We start from the raw sequence: 16,724 nt of genomic DNA, 5'->3' as shown, positions 1-16,724 counted from the left end.
GCAATCGTGGGCGATCGTGCCCACGGTGACCGCGGCGTCGGGCGACCTACGAAGATCTGATGCAGCTACGAAGATCTGATGCAACCACGAAGATCTGATGCAACCACGAAGATCCGATGCAGCCACGAATATCTGACGCAGCCTGAGAACCCCTGCCTCAGCATCTCAAACCAGCACGCCTCCAAATCCAGCCCCCACATGCCCCTCCGGCAATCTCCCCCTCCCCTCGCCAAACAACTTCTCCCGCAATGACCCCTCCGAATACGCCCGCTTATACGACCCCCGCTCCTGTAACTCAGGCACCACGATGTCGATGAAGTCCGAATAGCATTCCGGCGTCACCGTTCTCGCCAGGTTGAATCCGTCGATATCCGTCTCGGCCACCCACGACTCCAGTTCGTCCGCGATCTGCGCCGCGCTGCCAACAAGCGCCGGATATCTGCCCCCTAGGGCCATGTCGGCCAGCAGGTCGTTGACCGTGCGGTCGGTACGCGCCACGGTCAGGTTCTTCACCGCCGATTCGATCGCGTTGTTCTTCACGTAACGGATAGGTTCATCGGGCGCATAGCGCGAGAAGTCGATGCCTGTGGAGCTGGCGTAATGCGCCATGCCCGCTTCCGGGTTGGCATAGCGCAGGTATTCAGCGTGCTTCTCGCGCGCCTCGGCCTCCGTTCTGCCCGGCACTACTGTCACGCCCATGAAGAACTTGATGTCGCGTGGATTGCGGCCCTCGCGGGCCACCGCGTCGCGGACGTCGGCGACGAGTTTGCGCAGGCCTTCCTTGGTCTGACTTGAGACGAACACGCACTCCGCATGGCGCGCGGCGAAGGCCTGGCCGCGGCCGGAGGAGCCTGCCTGGTAGAGGACCGGCGTGCGTTGGCGTGAGGGTTCGGACAGGTGGTAGCCCTGCACACGGTAGTACTTGCCTGTGTGGTCCACCGGGCGCACGGCGGCCGGGTCGGCGTAGAGGCGGGTGCGTTTGTCGGCGTGCACCGCGTCGTCGTCCCAGCTGCCTTCCCAGAGTTTGTAGGCGACCTCCAGGAATTCATCGGCGCGGTCGTAGCGTTCGTCGTGGGCGATCTGTTCCGACAGGCCCATCGCGCGCGCCGCGCTTTCCAGGTAGCCGGTGACGATGTTCCAGCCGATGCGGCCGTTGGTCAGGTGGTCCAGCGTCGAGAAGCGGCGCGCCAGCAGGTACGGCGCTTCGTAGGTCAGGTTTACCGTCACGCCGAAGCCCAGGTGCCGCGTGGCGGCCGCCATCGCGGATACCGTGAGCAGCGGATCGTTGACCGGTAGCTGGATGGACTCGCGCAGCGTGATGTCGGCCGAGTCCTGGTAGACGTCGTACACGCCCACGATGTCGGCCAGGAACAGGCCGTCAAAGAGGCCGCGTTCCAGCAGCTTGGCCAGATCCGTCCAGTACTCCAGGGTCTTGTACTGGGTGGACGTGTCGCGCGGATGCGTCCACAGGCCGTGGTTGATGTGGCCGACGCAGTTCATGTTGAACGCGTTCAGAAGAATCTGCTTTTTAGCCATGGCAAGCCGCTCCGGCGTATCAGGTGGTGCCCACGCGCGCAGGCGGGGCGTCGTTGAGGTAGTAGTTGCCGACGGCGTGCACCTTCCAGCGCACCGGGTCGTGCAGGGTGTGGGTGCGGGCGTTGCGCCAGTGGCGGTCCAGGTTCAGGTGGTCCAGCGTGGATTGCGTTCCCGACAGTTCGAAGAGCTTGGTGCCGGCGGCCAGCGACGCCTCGGTGGTGAGCGCGCGGGCCTCGGCCACGGCGATGGCGGCGGCCGCGATGTGTTGCGGGGTGGCATCTGCAGTGGCCGTGTCCAGGATCCGGCCGGCGCGCGCCACCAGGGCGCGGGCGGCCTCCAACCGGACGGACAGGCGGCCGAACTCGCTGATTGTCAGCGGATCGTGCCGCGCCTCGTCGACGCCAGCGTCGATCCACGGCCGCGAGCGTTCGCGCACGAAGTCGACGGCATCGGCCAGCGCGGCCTGGCCGAGCCCTAAGTCAATGGCGGCGTGGATCAGTTGCGCCAGCGGCTTGATCGTGTTGGCGGGCGCGGACGGATCGGCAAGCAGCAGCACGTCTTGCCGCGGCACCGCCACGTCCTTGAAGACCACCGTGCCGCTGCCGGTCACGCGCTGCCCGAAACCGGACCAGTCGTCGATGACTTCGACGCCGGGGCTGTCGCGGCGCACGAAGGCCAGGCGCTGGATGCCGTCCTCGTCCACCGTGGCGGTGGGGATCCACTGCGCATAGAGCGCGCCGGTGCAGTAGAACTTGCTGCCGTTGATGCGCCAGCCTTCCTGGCCGTCGGGCGTCAAGCGCGTACGGCGCTCGGCGGCGGTGCGCGTGCCGACCTCGGCCAGCGCGTTGCCGAAGCGGTCGCCAGCGAGCGCGCGGGCGTAGAAGCGGGCCTGCTGGTCGGCGTTGCCGTTCACGCGCAGCACTTCCAGCGCGTAATAGTGGTTCTGCGGAATCTGGCCCAGCGAGCCATCGGCGCGCGAGATGATCGCCGTGACGGCGGCGAGCGTGACGCGGGAGACGCCGGCGCCACCATGCTCGCGCGGCACCGTGATGCCCCACAGGCCCGACTGCGAATAGCGCTCCAGCTCCGGCAGGGGCAGGCGGCGTTCGCGGTCCCGCACCGAAGCCTCTTCGGCGAATTCGGCGGCCAGCGCGTGGGCGGTCTCGATGGCCTGCGCGTCGTTCTGGATGATGGCGGCGCGGCGGGGCGCCAGCGTGGACACGTTCTGGTGCGGCATGAGGTCAGATCCAGGAATGGCGGTTGGGACGCTGGCCGTTCAGCACATGGTTGCCGATGGCGTGGTACTTCCAGCGCACGGGATCGTGCAGCGTGTGCGTGCGCGCATTGCGCCAATGGCGGTCCAGGTTGAACTCGGCCAGCGACGCGCGCGAGCCCGAGAGCTCGAAGAGCTTTTCGCTGGCGGTCAGCGCGATCTCCGTGGTCAGCGCCTTGGCGCGCGCCACCACGATGGAAGCGGCCGCCACGGCATCCGCGTCCAGCTCGCGTGCCGCGGCGTCGTCCAGGTGTTGCGCGGCCTCGGTCAGCAACGCTTCGGCGGCATGCAGCTCGATGTACAGGCGCCCCACGTCGGCGATGACGTACGGGTCCTGCGTTGCGCGTTCGACGTTGGCCTCCACCCAGGGGCGCGAGCGTTCACGCAGGAAGGTCACCGTGTCGTTCAAGGCGCCCTGTGCGATGCCGGCGTCGATGGCGGCCTGCATCAGCTGCGCGAAGGGTCCGATCAGCACGGGGCTTTCCTGCACGGTCCAGGCGGGCAGGATGCTGTCCGCTTCCACGCGCACGTTGTCCAGCAGCACCGTGCCGCTGGCCGTGGTGCGCTGGCCGAAGCTGGACCAGTCGTCCACCACCGTCAGGCCCGGCGCGCCGCGTTCCAGCACGACCGTCACCAGCCTGCCCTGCGCGTCCAGCACCTTGGATGGGATCCAGTGCGCGAACAGCGCGCCGGTGGAGTAGAACTTGCGGCCGCTGACGCGAAACCCGTCGCCGTCGGGCACCAGGCGCGTCTGGATGTCGCGGGTATGTCGCGTGTGGCGTTCAGGGCCGGCATTGCCCAGCCGCCGCCCCGCCAGCACGCCCTCGTAGTACCGCCGCTTCTGCGCTGGCGACCCGGTCAGGCGCAGCAGGTTCAGAAAGCCGAAGTGATTCTGCGGAATCTGGCCGAGCGACGGATCCACCGCGCTGATGATGCGAAAGACCTCGGCCAGCGTGACGTGAGACACGTCCGGCCCGCCGTACTCACGCGGCACCGTGATGCCGCCCAGCCCGCTCGCCGAATAGCGTTCGATCTCGCGCCACGGCAAGCCGCGCTCGCGGTCCCGCTGCGCCGCGCCTTGTGCGAAATCGGCGGCCAGCGCATGCGCGGCGTCGATGGCTTGCGCGTCGCCGGCGATGCGGGCGGCAGGCACGACCCGCGGCGCTTCGTCGATGTCGGGCGTGGTGGAAATGCTTGAAGCGTGCGGCATGGAATGCCCCGGCGTTGAGAAGACATGCAGCCTACGTCGCGGCCATGGCGCAGCGGAAGAACTGATTTTGCATTGGCTTATTTGAAATCGGCATATGCGGCCGAACACGGCGCGCGCCCTTGTTAGCGAGGTGCGGCGCGCATATCCAAATCACCAAAGAATGTTTGTGGCGGGCATTGGCGCTTGCTTAGAGTCGAGTCTTTCCGCCAACCACCTTGCTGCCGCCATGCCCGAACTGGATCTGCCCCTGTCCCTGCATTACGACGGCGCGCTTGAAGCGCAGCTGTTTGACGATCTGCGGCTTGTCGTGGCGCCGAACATTCCAGCCGCGCGCATCGATGCGCCGCGCGACCTGGCGAACGCGCAAGAGCGCGAGGCCGCCGGCCGCTACGCTGTGTGGAACACCGTGCATGACCTCTTCATCACGCAGGTCGCCGCGCATGCGATATCGGGCCTGTTCGACGACGACGTCGAGTTTCAGTTTGCGCTGGCGCGGCAGCTTGGCGACGACGCCGCGCACGCGGAGTTCTCGCGCGGACGCGCCGCAATATTGCTGGGCGCCGATCCGCTGCCCCTGGTCGAGGACGGCGTGCGTGACGCGTGGGACCTGATCGGCGGCTTTGCCTTACGCAACTGGCAGAACTTCCTGGCGTGGCAATTCCACTACGAGCACTACATCCTGGCGCGCCTGTTCGTGAACCGGCGCACCGCGCAGGTGCTGGACTTCGGCCACCGCGAGTTCGGCGAGAACCGCATCCTGCCCGACGAGGAAGCGCACCGTATCCGCATCACGCAGTGGTGGCTGAACAAGCTGGAACGCGCCGACCCGGCCCAGCGTGAAGATTGGGTGGAAGGCCTGATCCAGGCCGACGAGGATGCGCAGCGCATCCTGGGCCCCTATCTGCGCGACTCCTGGCAACTGAACCAACGGGCCACACGCCTGGACACCCGCAACCACGTCGCGCTGTACGACGCGTGGCGGCGCGAGCTGCTGGCCACGCTGTTGCGGCGCGATCCGGCGGATCTGCCCGCGTTGACCAGCCTGGCGGCGTGACCCCGCACATCTCCCCCCTTTTCTGCACGACGCCCCATTCCCCCTCGCAAGGACACCACGATGACGCAGTCTCTCCCCCCCGCCGCGGACGATCAGGATCAGCCCGCCAGCCCGCTGCGCCGCTGGCTCATGGGCGCCGCGGCGCTGATGGGCTCGGGCGCCCTGTTTCCCAACGTGATCTTTGCGCCCGCGCACGCCGACACGAACAGCCTGCCCAACACGGTGGACGGCGCGGTGCGCGGCGGCGTGCTCAATGCGGTGGTGCATCCGGAGCCGCCCACGCTGGCGTTCTACCTGAACTCGTCCACGCCGACCGGCGCGGTGGTTAGCAAGATCTTCGATGGACTGGTGGAGTACGGCCCCGACCTCAAGCCGCGCCCCGTCCTGGCCGAAAGCTGGACCGTGTCGGAGGACGGCAAGACCATCACCTTCAAGCTGCGCCAGGGCGTGCTGTGGCATGACGGCAAGCCGTTCACGTCGGCGGACGTGAAGTGGTCGGCCGAGGAAGTCTGGCTGAAGCACGCGCCCAGCGCGCGCCGCGTGTTCCAGTATCTGCAGAAGGTCGAGGCGCCGGACGACCACACCGTGGTGCTGCACCTGTCCCAGCCCACGCCGGTCGCGCTGAACGCCATCGACTCGCTGGGCGCGCCGATCCTGCCGCGCCATCTGTTTGAAGGCACGGACATCCAGAACAATCCGTACAACAACAAGCCCATCGGCACGGGCCCCTTCGTGTTCAAGGAATGGAACCGGGGCAACTACATCGTGCTGGAGAAGAACGAGAAATACTGGCAGCCGGAGCGCCCGTACCTGGACCGCATCGTCTGGAAGATCATTCCGGACGTCTCGGGCCGCGCCACCGCGCTGGAAACCGGCGGCGTAGCCTACGGCGAGCGCAATCCGGTGGCCTTCACCGATGCGACGCGCCTGTCCAAGCTGCCCAAGCTGGCCGTGGACACGTCCGGCTACAACGGCTTTGCGGCGTGGCTGTGGCTGGAAGCCAACCTGCGCGATCCCATCCTGTCGAACCTGAAGGTGCGCCAGGCCATCGCGCATGCGGTGAACAAGCAGGTGCTGGTCAAGACCGTATGGAACGGCTATGCCGAACCGTTCGTCAGCCCGGTGCCGTCGCTGGTCAAGCCGTACCACAACCCCAACGTGCAGCAGTATCCCTTCGACCCGGCGCTGGCAGAAAAGCTGCTGGACGAAGCCGGCTACCCGCGCAAGGCCGACGGCTGGCGCTTTGCGCTGACGCACGACTACATCCCGTTCGGCGACGACTACCGCCGCACCGGCGAGTTCGTGCGCCAGGCGCTGCGCAAGATCGGCATCGACGTGACGCTGCGCGGACTGGATCTGGCGACGTGGACGCGCAACGTGTTCACCGACTACAACTTCCAGCTCATCAGTTCGTGGGGCACGGTGCTGATCGATCCGCAGCTGGGCGTGGAGACGCGCTACTGGAGCAAGGCTGAGGCCAAGGGCACGCCCTGGTACAACGTGTCCGGCTACAAGAACGCCGACATGGATCGGGCCATCGAAGCCGCGCAGATCGAAACCGATCCGCAAAAGCGCATCGAGCAATACAACGAGGTGCAGCGGCTGGCGCAGCGCGATCTGCCGCTGATCGGGCTGTTCGAATTCCGCTGGTTTGGCGTGTGGGACAAGCAGGTGCGCAACGTGACGGACGCGTCGTCCCATTCGCGCAACAACTTTGCCAACGTCTGGCTGGGCAAGGCCTGACGGCCGGGGAAAGATCGCCATGTCCCTGCGCCTGCCCCGTCCGCTGCGCTACCTGCTGCAGATCCTGTTCGTGGTGGGCGTCACCGCGATTGCCAACTTCTTTCTGCTGAAACTCGTGCCCGGCGATCTGGTGGACGTGATCGCCTCAGAAAACAGCGGCATCACGCCCGAGCACGTCGCGCAGTTGCGCCAGGCCTATGGCCTGGACCAGAGCGTGTTCGCGCAGCTCGGCTATTACCTCAAGAGTCTGCTGTCGCTGGATCTGGGCTATTCGTTCCGCTATGGCGAGCCGGTGTCGGACCTGATCTTCAACCGGCTGCCCGCGACGCTGGCGCTGATTGGCACGGGACTGGCGCTGTCCGTGGCCGTCGGCGTGCTGCTGGGCGTGCTGGCCGCCCGGCGTCCGCAGGGCATCCTGGACACGCTGCTGTCGGGGCTGGCCACGGCAGGCTATTCCGCGCCCATGTTCTGGACGGCGCTGATGCTGATCGTGGGCTTTGGCGTGCATCTGAACTGGCTGCCGGTCGGCGGCATCCGCGACGTGGGCGCGGCGCATCAGGGCTTGGCGCTGTGGGTGGACTATGCGCGCCATCTGGCGCTGCCGGTCACCACCGTGGCGATCTACTACGTGGCCATCTACGCCCGGCTGTCGCGCGCGTCGATGATCGAGACCCTGCAGGAAGACTACATCCGCACGGCCCGCGCCCGCGGCAACGGCGAGGCGCGCGTGATCTGGCGCCATGCCCTGAAGAACGCCATCCTGCCGGTCATCACCATGCTGGGTCTGCAAAGCAGCGCGCTGCTGGGCGGCAGCATCGTGGTCGAGACGGTATTCGCGTGGCCGGGACTGGGGCAGTTGTCGTTTGAGGCCATCGCCAGCCGCGACGTGAATCTGCTGCTGGGCATCCTGCTGATGAGCGCGGCGCTGGTCGCCCTGATGAACATTGCCGTCGACGCCTGCTACGGCCTGCTCGACCCCCGAGTGAGAAAGACATGAAAGCACCCGCCCTTGCCGCGCTGCGCCTGCTGCGCACGCCCTCGGCCGCCGTCGGCGCGGTCATTCTGGCCATCGTGATCGGCGCGGCGGCCAGCGCGTCGTGGCTGTTTCCCGACGATCCGCTGGAGATGGTCGGCGCCCCCTTCACGTGGCCCGGCGAGGACGCCGCGTTTCCGGCGGGTACCGACCTGATGGGCCGCGACATCCTGGCAGGGCTGTTCCACGGGGCGCGCGTGTCGCTGCTGGTGGGCGGCGCGTCGGCGGCAATTGCGCTGGGCATCGGATTGCTGGTGGGCGCCTTTGCCGGCTATGCCGGTCCGCGCACCGACGCCGTGCTGATGCGCATCACCGAACTGTTCCAGACGGTGCCCTCGTTCCTCTTGGCGATCGTGCTGGTGGCGATTCTGGGGCCGTCGCTGTCGACGATCATCTTTGCGCTGGGCATCACGTCGTGGACCGGCATTGCGCGGCTGACGCGCGGCGAATTCATTTCGCTGCGCGAGCGCGAATTCGTGCGCGCCGCGCAGACGTTGGGCGCCGGCCACGCCCGCATCATCTTCCGCGAGATCCTGCCCAACGCCCTGCCGCCCATCATCGTGACCACGGCCGTGCTGGTGGCCCACGCCATCCTGTCCGAAGCGGGACTGTCGTTTCTGGGACTGGGCGATCCCAACGTGGTGAGCTGGGGCAGCATGGTCGGCGCGGGCCGCGAGGCGCTGCGCACCGCGTGGTACATGACCGCGCTGCCCGGCCTGACCATCATGGCGACGGTGCTGGCGCTGAACCTGCTCAGTGACGCCGTCAACGATGCGCTCAACCCCAAGCTGCGCCGCCGCCGCGTGACGGCGCAGCCCGCCGCCGCCGGCCGGCCGTAACCTCATCTCCTGCCATGACCACGCTGATCGACATCCAAGGATTGAACGTCGCCTTCCCCGGCCATCAGGCCGTGCGGAACCTGGACCTGCAACTGCGCGCCGGCGAAACGCTGGCGCTGGTAGGCGAGTCCGGCTGCGGCAAGTCCACCACCGCGCTCGCGCTGCTGGGACTGCTGCCGCGCCATGCCAAGGTGCAGGGTCGCGTGCTGTTCGAGGGCCAGGACCTGCTGGCGCTGCCGGAACGCCGCCGCTGCGCGCTGCGCGGCGACCGCATTGCGATGATCTTCCAGGAGCCGATGACCAGCCTGAATCCCGTGCTGACACTGGGCGACCAGATCGGCGAAGCGCTGCGGCTGCACCGCGGCGCGTCCGCCCGCGCGGCCCGCGCACGCGCCATCGAACTGCTCGACCTGGTGCGCGTGCCCGAGCCGCAACGCCGCGTGGACGACTATCCGCATCATCTGTCCGGCGGCCAACGCCAGCGCGCGATGATCGCCGCCGCCATCGCCTGCCAGCCCGCGCTGCTGGTGGCAGATGAACCCACCACCGCACTGGACGTGACGGTCCAGGCGCAGATCCTGAAACTGCTGGACGACCTGCGCGGCGAGCTGGGCATGGGGCTGTTGCTGATCACGCACGACCTCGCCGTCGTCGGCGAGTGGGCCGACCGCGTGGCGGTGATGGTGCAGGGCGAAAAGGTCGAGGAAGGTGCGGCGTCCACGCTGCTGAGCCAGCCTCGCCATCCGTACACGCGCGGCCTGCTTGGCGCATCGCTGCGGCTGGACGACGCCACGCATTACAGCAGGCTGCGCCTGCCGGAAATCCGTACGCGACTGGACCCGGCGTCCGGCAAACCGATATTCGGTCTGGTGACGCCGCCGCGCGCCGTGGCGGCGGCCAACGATCCCGCTGCCGGCGCCAGCGGGCCGCTGCTGCAGGTGCAGGACCTGCGCGTGCAGTACCGGACTTCCCGAGGCATCACCACTGCGGTCGATGGCGTGTCGTTCGAGATCGCGCCGGGCGAGACCGTGGGTCTGGTGGGCGAATCGGGCTGCGGCAAGTCCACGCTGTCACGCGCGCTGGTGCGGCTGCTGCCGCCGGCCTCGGGCCGCATCCTGCTGGGCGGCGAAGACACCACCGAACTGGACGCCGGCCGGCTGGCCGCCTACCGCCAGCGCGTGCAGATGATCTTTCAGGATCCGTACGCGTCCCTCAATCCCCGGCACACCGTCGCGGACATCCTGGAGGCCGCGCTGCGCATCCACCGCGTGAAAGATCGCGACGAGCGCCGCCGCCGCATTCACCACATCCTGGACGCCGTCGGCCTGCCCCGCGAGGCGCTGGCGCGCTATCCCAGCGAGTTCTCGGGTGGCCAGCGTCAGCGCATCGGCATTGCCCGGGCGCTGGTGCTGCGGCCGGCGCTGGTCATCTGCGACGAGCCCGTGTCGGCGCTGGACGTTTCCGTGCAGGCGCAGATCCTCAACCTGCTGGTCGACCTGAAGGATGAGTTCCGCCTGTCCTACCTGTTCATTTCGCACGACCTGTCCGTCGTGCATTACTTGGCGGACCGGGTGCTGGTGATGAATGCGGGGCGGATCGTCGAGGAGGGACCAAACGCCACGCTCTGGCGCGACGCCCGCCACCCGTACACGCGCAGCCTCATCGCCGCCCTGCCCCGGGGATTGGAGCCCCGGGACGAGGCGCAGCGGCGGATCGCCTGACGCCGCCGCGGGCTTCACCCGCGTACTCCCCCCGCGTACTCCCCCATATGGGGGCTGGCTTGCGCCTGCCCGCAGGCCTATACTGGATTCGCCGTTGCTGGACATTCCTTTACCTAAAGGAGAGGCAACATGTACAGGCACTTGCTCATCGCCGTGGACGGATCCCTGCTGTCCGAGTCGGCATTCAAGCGCGCGCTCGTTTTCGCCAAGGAAATGGGCGCCACCATCACCCTGCTGCGCGCCATTCCGGAAGACCACCTGCTGGTCTACCAGGCCGAGATGCTGGGCGCCACCGAGGGCCATCACACCGACCAGGCTCGCAAGAACGCGCAGGCGTATCTGGACGGGCTTGAGACCGAGGCGCGGCACGCGTTGGTGCCTTGCGAAGCCATCGTCACCGTGAACGACCATCCCCACGAGGCCATTGTGGACACGGCGCAGAAGTCCGGGTGTGACCTGATCGTGATGGGTTCGCACGGCCGGCACGGCATGACGGGCTTCTTGCTGGGCAGCGAGACGCAGCGCGTGCTGGCGCGCACGCGGCTGCCGGTGCTGGTGTATCGCTAGACCGGGTGCCGTTATGCCGGGGCGAGCGCGTGCTGGAACGTGAAGCTGTCCGCGTACATGTGGTCCAGGCTCGCGCCGCGCTCGGCCAACAGGCTTTTGGCCTGGCGAATCATCTCCGGCGCGCCGCATAGATAGAAGGCATGTTCCGACAGGTCGCCGTGGTCTTCCAACACCGCCTGCTGCACGTAACCGCGCCGTCCCTGCCAGTCCGCCCCCGCGCGCGACAGCACGGGCACGAAATTGAACTCGTACAACCGCCCGGCCCAGCTTTCGATCTCGTCGCGCAGATACAGGTCCGCCTCGGTGCGCATGCCCCAATACAAGGTCACGGGCGGGCAGTCCTCGTTGTCCAGCAACGATTCAAGAATCGCCTTGATCGGCGCGATGCCGGTGCCTGTGGCCATCATGATGAGCGGGCGCCAATCTTCCTCGTGATAGCTGAAGACGCCAAGCGGCGCCTCGATCTCCACCGGCGCGCCCGCGCTGGCCTGTCCCAGCCACTGGTCGGTATAGCGGCCGCCGGGAATGCGGCGCACGTGGAAGTCGATCAGGTTGCCCGCCGGCGCCGATGCCATGGAGAAGCTGCGCGTCTCGCCGTCTGGGAGCACCACGTTCATATACTGTCCCGGGACGTAATCCAGGCCGTCGCCGGGTAGCGCCAGCGTCAGGTGGATGACGTCGTCGCAATAGCCGTCGATGCGGAGGATCGTGGTGGGGATGCGGCGCGGCTCGGGAAAGACCTGCCGGCTGCTCGCCACACTGATGCACAGGTCGGCCGTCGGACGGGCCTGGCACGCCAGCGCGTATCCCTGCTCCGCCTCTTCCGGCGTCAGCGCCATGGGAAACTCGTCGTACCGGACAGTGCCCGATTCCAGCTTGATGCGGCAGGTGCCGCAGCCGCCGAACGTGCACTCGTGCGGCAGCTTCACCGCCGAGCGCTCCGCGGCTTCCAGCACGGATTCGCCTTCGTCGACGACAAAGGCTTCAGCGGTTTCCAGGATGTGCACGCGGTATGCCATGGCGCCCTCGCCTATTTCTTGATGTCCGCTTCGACCAGCACCTTCATGCCGCGCGGCTCCAGCAGTTCGCCCAGCGCGGCCAGCGCCGCCAGGCCCGCCTTCGTGTCCTGTTCGCCGTTGCCGCCGCTCAGGCCCACGCCGCCGATCACCTCGCCGTTCACGACGATGGGAAAGCCGCCGACGAACACTGCGAACTTGCCGTCGAAGCTCCACTGGATGCCGAAGGCTTCGTTGCCGGGCAGTGCGGGACCGTTGGGCGGGGTGTTGAACAGGTGGGTCGAGCGCTTGTGGCCGGCGGCGGTGAACGCCTTGTTCCAGGCGATCTGCGGGCCCGTGATGCGGGCGCCGTCCATGCGCTCCAGCGCAATCGGATAACCGCCGTCGTCCACGATGCAGATCGACTCCAGCACGCCGATTTCCTGCGACTTGGCGATGGCGGCGCGCACCATGACGCGCGCCTCTTCAAGTTCGAGCCGATAGATCTGTTTCATGTGCAAAGCCTCTTTGGATGGATGAGCCGTCAGCCGGCGCGGTAGACGGTCTTGATCTGTGTGTAGAACTCCAGGCCCACGCGGCCCGATTCGCGGAACGTGGAGGTGCTGGAATGCTTTAAGCCGCCGAACGGCGCGTTGATCAGGTTGCCGGTGGTGGTGCGGTTGATCTTTACGGTGCCGGCCTGGATGTCGCGGGCAAAGCGATGCGCGTAACGCGCGTCGGTGGTGGCAATGGCGGCCGACAGGCCGTATTCCGTATCGTTGGCCTGCGCGATGGCGTCTTCATAGCCGTCGACCTCGATCAGTGCGATCACCGGACCGAAGATCTCTTCTCGGGCAATGCGCATCTGCTGGGTCACCCCGGCAAAAAGCGCAGGCGTCACGTAATAGCCGCGGTCAAAACCCGGGCCCGTCAGTCGATCGCCGCCGTGCAGGTGCTTGGCCTCCTGCTTGCCCAGTTCGATGTAGCCCAGCACGTTGTCGAGCTGGCGTGCGGTGGCCAGCGGGCCCAGGTCGAAGTTGCCTTCCAGGCCGTTGCCGATGGTCAGCGTCTTGATCCTGGCGAGCAGCTTTTCCGTATAGGCCTGGCTCACCTTGCGGTCGACCAGCACGCGGCTGGTGCCGGTGCACGCCTGGCCGCTCAGCGAGAAACCGCCCTTGACCGCCAGATCCACCGCGCGGTCCAGGTCGGCATCGGCCAGCACGATCAAGGGGTTCTTGCCGCCCAGCTCCATCTGCGTGCGCGTGGTCAGGCCCGCTGTGCGGTGGATCTGCTCGCCGGCGGCCGTGGAGCCGGTGAACGAGATGGCGCGCACCTGGCTCGCCCCCGTGATGGCCTCGCCTACCGCGCCCGCAGGACCCGTCAGAAAATTCAGTACGCCGGCGGGCAGGCCGGCCTGCACGAAGGCCTCGGTCAGGCGATAGCCCGACATCGGCGCGTCGGACGAGGGCTTGAACACCACCGTGTTGCCCGTGATGAGCGCCGGCGCGATCTTGCGCGCCGGAATCGAGATGGGGAAATTCCAGGGGGAGATCACCGTCACCACGCCCAGCGGCTCGCGCTGGCTGTAGACGATCATGTCCGGATCGTCGTTGGGGTAGGTCTCGCCGGTGAAGGACTGGCCCTCGACCGCATAGAAGCGGATCGTCTGCGCCGAGCGCAGGACTTCGTCCTTGGCCAGATTCAGGCCCTTGCCTTCTTCGCGGGTCAGTTCGCGGGCGATCAATTCGGCATTGTCTTCCAGGTGCTGGGCCGCCCGGAACAGGATGGCCGCGCGCTTGGAGATCGGCGTGTCGCGCCACGCGGCAAAGGCCGCTGCGGCGGCCTGCACAGCCCTCTGCGCGTCCTCGGCGCCGGACACCTGGAAGTGTCCGACCACGTCTTCGGTGTCGGCCGGATTTCGGTTCGGTGCGGTTTTGCCCGAGACGCCGGGCGTCCAATTGCCGCCGATGTAGTTCAAAAAGGTCTGCTGCGAGAGATCGTCCACGGAAGCGCTTCCTTGATTGAGTCTGGGCCGGCCTGGCCAGGCGCGAGGCATTTGGGCCAGTTTCAGAACATTGTATACTTTAATCACTGAGCGACGATCGGTGGAAACCCCACCGCGGCGCCAGCAAAAAGGCTCCCGCGCGGGAGCCTTTTTTCATTCAGCCGTGGCGCTCAGCTCCAGATCAGCACGGCGCAGATCGTCGAGACGAAGAGCGCCAGCAGCACGGGCAAGAGCAGCGCGCGCACCAGCGACAGCACGTTCACCCGCGCAAACCCCGCCACCGCGATCAGGGAAGACCAGGCGATCAGCGTGCCGCCGCCCGTCCAGACGGCGCCCATCTGGCCAACCGCCGCCAGCGTCGCGGGGTCCACCCCGACCACCGGGCCCAGCGCACCGGACAGCGTGCCGGTCAGCGGGAGACCGGCAAAGCCGGATCCGTCGATGCCGGTGATCATGCCGACAAGCAGCACACCGAAGGCGACGAGGAAGTGGTTTTCCGGGATCAGGTGCTGGGCGGCCGAGATCACCTCGAACAGCAGGCCGGGCGCCTGCGCCGCCGGCACGCCCAGGATCTGCGCGGCGGTCTCATTGGCGCCCACGAAGAAGAAGCCGGCGATGGGCAGCACGGAACCCATTGCCTTGAAGGCGAACACGAAGCCGTCGGTCACGTGCTCCGGGCAAACGTCCAGCATCTTGCGGGGACCTTCGGCGGCCAGCGTCACCAGCATCATCACCACGAAGGCGACGCCGCCGACCAGCGCCGCCGCATCGCCGCCGCGCAGGGCGGGCAGCGACGGAAACAGCCGGGGCAACACCATCACGGCGATCACGGCCAGGAATGCCAGCGGCGTCACCACGGCAAAGACCTTTGACCAGCGGACGCGGCGACGCTCTTCCTCGCTCAGCGCGGGGCCGGCGGGCAGAGCGGGATCGGCGCCCATCGTGCCGCGGGCAAGTTCCGCCTTGTCGAAGGAGCCGGCCTGCTCGATGCGCGCCAGGCTGCCGTCCTGCGCACGGGCCTGCCAGGCCGACAGCAGCGCCGGATCTGCCGGCACGATATGACGGCGCACCAGCAGGTAGGCAGCCGTCAGCGCAACCGCGCCGGTGATTAGCGACAGCACCAACGCGCGGTCGGCCACCACGGCGGCGCTGACCGCCGCCCCCGCCGCCTTGGCGCTGATGCTCGGCGCCACGCCGATCACGTAGTCCGACGACAGGGCCATCCCCTGCCCCGCGATGGCGATGGCCATGGCGCCGGCCAGCGGCGGCAGCCCGGCCGCGATGGCCGCCGGCAGCAGGATGGCGGACACCAGTGGCACGGCGGGCGTGGGCCAGAAGAACAGCGAGATCACATAGGTACAGAGGGCGATGATGACGAACGACGAATGCCCGCCCCGCATGACGCGGCGAAACGGCTGGACCATGCGCACGTCCGCCTGCAGCGTCTTCAGGGAATTGAGCAGCGCCGTCATGAACGTGATGACGAGAAAGATGTTGAAGAGCTCTTTGGCGGCGACGAAGCTGGCGGAAAAGATGCCGATGAGCCCGCTGATCGGATTGCCGGTGATCGCCAGCACGACCAGGAATGTGCCGATGACCGATGGCACCACGACATTGGCGCGCAGGATCATCGTCAGGATGATGGCGGCCACGCTGATCAGGTAAATCCAATGAGCGGCAGTGAGCACGACGTCGGATTGCATGCGCTATTCCCCTTGTATGCGTGGCTGTTGGGTCGCCACACTCGGTATACTATATTTCGTTGTAAGGCATACCAATCGAAATATGCACCGCCTAGGGAAACCGATAGTGCTGGTTTCAGCCTGATTTTTAACTGAAAAACAAGGGATTACCCGGGGATTTTAGGAATTTGCGGTCAGCGTCCGGATTCATCGATAGACTATCGTATACAGAAATTACAAAATCCTTAGGCATGTCGTCTCCCTTGGAATTCCCCGATCTTTGGCACTACGCGGCCATGGCGGCTGTTGTCTTCGGCGCGGCCGTCGCGCAAGGCGTGGGCGGCGTGGGGTTTGCGATGTTCGCCGCGCCGGTCGCGGCGATGTTCTTCCCGCAACTGGCGCCCGGTCCGCTCCTGACCCTGGGCGGCTTCATTTCGCTCTTGACCGCCCTGCGCGAGCGCGCCGCCATTGATTGGCCGGCGGTCTCCTATGCCCTGGCCGGGCGCGCCGTCGGCACCCTGATCGCGATCTACGCCATGGCGCGCTTTGCGCCGCAGGCGCTGGGCGTGCTCTTTGCCTGCATGATCCTGGCCGCCGTCGCGCTCAGTGTGGCGGGACTGAAATTCTCCGCGACACCGGGCCGCGTGTCCGGCGCGGGGGTGGCCTCGGGGATCATGGGCACGATGACGTCGGTGGGCGCGCCGCCCATCGCCATCGTGCTGCAGCACGCCGCGCCGCCCCGGCTGCGCGCCACGCTCGGCATGGTGCTGTTTCTGGGATCCATTTTTTCGCTCGCCATGCTGGCGCTGGCCAATCGCTATACGGGTTACCACGCCGGGCTGGCGCTCAGCCTGGCGCCGTTTCTGCTGGCCGGTTTTGCGGTCTCCAGCCGGCTGCGGACCCTGTTGCCTCCCCGCGCCGTGCGTGGCGTGCTGCTCGTAGCCTGCGCCATGGGCGCGGTGGGGGTGCTGGTGAAGTCATTCTGGGTGCACTGATGCGGCAAACCGCCGGCGACGGCCGGCTACACCCGGTAATACAATGCCGACTATATCCATTACGCCAAACC

General features: G+C 67.1%; 14 protein-coding genes. 7 read left to right on the top strand and 7 right to left on the bottom strand.

Translation table 11 applies throughout. The annotated features are described in order from the left end of the window. Positions 1-165: 165 nt before the first annotated feature. Genes RT697_RS11670 through RT697_RS11660 form a run of 3 tightly spaced genes read right to left on the bottom strand, consistent with a single transcriptional unit; the run spans position 166 to position 4,019 of the window. Positions 166-1,536, bottom strand: coding sequence for an LLM class flavin-dependent oxidoreductase (locus RT697_RS11670; protein WP_313699014.1), 1,371 nt, complete (start codon positions 1,534-1,536; stop codon positions 166-168). Between the two features lie 19 nt (positions 1,537-1,555). Continuing rightward, positions 1,556-2,773, bottom strand: coding sequence for an SfnB family sulfur acquisition oxidoreductase (locus RT697_RS11665; RefSeq protein ID WP_313699013.1), 1,218 nt, complete (start codon positions 2,771-2,773; stop codon positions 1,556-1,558). 4 nt (positions 2,774-2,777) lie between these two features. After that, on the bottom strand, positions 2,778-4,019 hold the full coding sequence (locus RT697_RS11660) for an SfnB family sulfur acquisition oxidoreductase (RefSeq protein WP_313699011.1): 1,242 nt from the start codon (positions 4,017-4,019) through the stop codon (positions 2,778-2,780). A 226-nt stretch (positions 4,020-4,245) separates the two neighbouring features. Here RT697_RS11660 and RT697_RS11655 point away from each other — a divergent pair, with 226 nt between their 5' ends. The 6 genes from RT697_RS11655 (at position 4,246) to RT697_RS11630 (ending at position 10,976) form a co-directional block, all read left to right on the top strand. Next, on the top strand, positions 4,246-5,073 hold the full coding sequence (locus tag RT697_RS11655) for a hypothetical protein (protein ID WP_313699009.1): 828 nt from the start codon (positions 4,246-4,248) through the stop codon (positions 5,071-5,073). 60 nt (positions 5,074-5,133) lie between these two features. Next, a complete protein-coding gene (locus tag RT697_RS11650) occupies positions 5,134-6,816 on the top strand; it encodes an ABC transporter substrate-binding protein (RefSeq protein WP_175137153.1) in 1,683 nt (560 codons plus the stop codon). A 19-nt stretch (positions 6,817-6,835) separates the two neighbouring features. Continuing rightward, positions 6,836-7,813: an ABC transporter permease gene (locus tag RT697_RS11645; protein WP_313699007.1), complete on the top strand. Its 978-nt coding sequence runs from the start codon at positions 6,836-6,838 to the stop codon at positions 7,811-7,813. Then, positions 7,810-8,688 (top strand): ABC transporter permease, encoded by an 879-nt coding sequence (locus RT697_RS11640; RefSeq protein ID WP_313699005.1) that lies wholly within the window; start codon positions 7,810-7,812, stop codon positions 8,686-8,688. Before RT697_RS11645 ends, RT697_RS11640 begins: the two co-directional genes overlap by 4 nt. Before the next feature lie 14 nt (positions 8,689-8,702). Next, positions 8,703-10,409: an ABC transporter ATP-binding protein gene (locus tag RT697_RS11635; protein ID WP_313699003.1), complete on the top strand. Its 1,707-nt coding sequence runs from the start codon at positions 8,703-8,705 to the stop codon at positions 10,407-10,409. Positions 10,410-10,538: 129 nt separating this feature from the next. After that, the gene (locus RT697_RS11630) at positions 10,539-10,976 is read left to right on the top strand and encodes a universal stress protein (RefSeq protein ID WP_313699001.1); all 438 of its coding nucleotides are present in this window, start codon (positions 10,539-10,541) and stop codon (positions 10,974-10,976) included. An 11-nt stretch (positions 10,977-10,987) separates the two neighbouring features. Here the strand turns inward: RT697_RS11630 and RT697_RS11625 are convergent, their stop codons facing one another. From RT697_RS11625 to RT697_RS11610, 4 genes are all read right to left on the bottom strand, one after another. Then, positions 10,988-11,995, bottom strand: a complete 1,008-nt coding sequence (locus RT697_RS11625) for a 2Fe-2S iron-sulfur cluster-binding protein (RefSeq protein ID WP_313699000.1) — start codon at positions 11,993-11,995, stop codon at positions 10,988-10,990. 11 nt (positions 11,996-12,006) lie between these two features. After that, entirely contained in the window at positions 12,007-12,486 is a 480-nt protein-coding gene (locus RT697_RS11620; protein WP_056319338.1) for a GlcG/HbpS family heme-binding protein, read from the bottom strand. Positions 12,487-12,515: 29 nt separating this feature from the next. Continuing rightward, entirely contained in the window at positions 12,516-13,976 is a 1,461-nt protein-coding gene (locus RT697_RS11615; RefSeq protein WP_313698998.1) for an aldehyde dehydrogenase family protein, read from the bottom strand. 170 nt (positions 13,977-14,146) lie between these two features. Then, positions 14,147-15,679, bottom strand: a complete 1,533-nt coding sequence (locus RT697_RS11610; RefSeq protein ID WP_313698996.1) for a hypothetical protein — start codon at positions 15,677-15,679, stop codon at positions 14,147-14,149. A gap of 230 nt (positions 15,680-15,909) precedes the next feature. Here RT697_RS11610 and RT697_RS11605 point away from each other — a divergent pair, with 230 nt between their 5' ends. Beyond that, the gene (locus tag RT697_RS11605) at positions 15,910-16,653 is read left to right on the top strand and encodes a sulfite exporter TauE/SafE family protein (protein WP_313698994.1); all 744 of its coding nucleotides are present in this window, start codon (positions 15,910-15,912) and stop codon (positions 16,651-16,653) included. Positions 16,654-16,724: the final 71 nt, after the last annotated feature.

It is taken from the genome of Achromobacter sp. (assembly GCF_032113835.1).
GTDB lineage: Bacteria > Pseudomonadota > Gammaproteobacteria > Burkholderiales > Burkholderiaceae_B > Achromobacter.
Note: the sequence above shows the minus strand (reverse complement) of the source record. Positions and strands in the feature narration are given on the sequence as shown.